Source organism: Pseudomonas sp. IT-P74 (assembly GCF_949768175.1).
Lineage (GTDB): Bacteria > Pseudomonadota > Gammaproteobacteria > Pseudomonadales > Pseudomonadaceae > Aquipseudomonas.
Genome location: NZ_CATKQD010000064.1, coordinates 1 through 345, shown reverse-complemented (window position 1 = coordinate 345; position 345 = coordinate 1). Strand labels below are relative to the sequence as shown.

Genomic DNA, 345 nt, shown 5'->3' with positions numbered 1-345 from the left:
GTTAACCCCCTGGCACAACCCGGTTTCCACCGACTCATAGGACGCCCCGGGATCATTCACGCCGTGCAGGAAAATCACCACGCCGGGCAGGTCTCGCGGCACAGCGACGTTGCGATCCGTGGATCGATTCGGCAGCAAACGACTCCTGCTTGTCGCGAGCACGGTGTTGTCCATGTAGTTCATGTGTTCCACATCCTTCTGAAATCTTGCTCCTCCCGCCAAGCCATAGAGGAGAACTGTCCTTTTATCGAGAGACTTCAATGCCCTCAGTTTTCGTCGCTATTGGCGTCCGTCCCTTTACTGCTCGATCCGGGGTTCGCGGTCTGGGGCGATTCACTGCGAAAT

At 56.8% G+C, this 345-nt stretch carries 1 pseudogene; it reads right to left on the bottom strand.

The features are described 5' to 3' along the window. Positions 1-183: pseudogene (locus ACM6J5_RS22375) on the bottom strand (hypothetical protein); the annotation flags it as partial. Between the last annotated feature and the right edge of the window lie 162 nt (positions 184-345).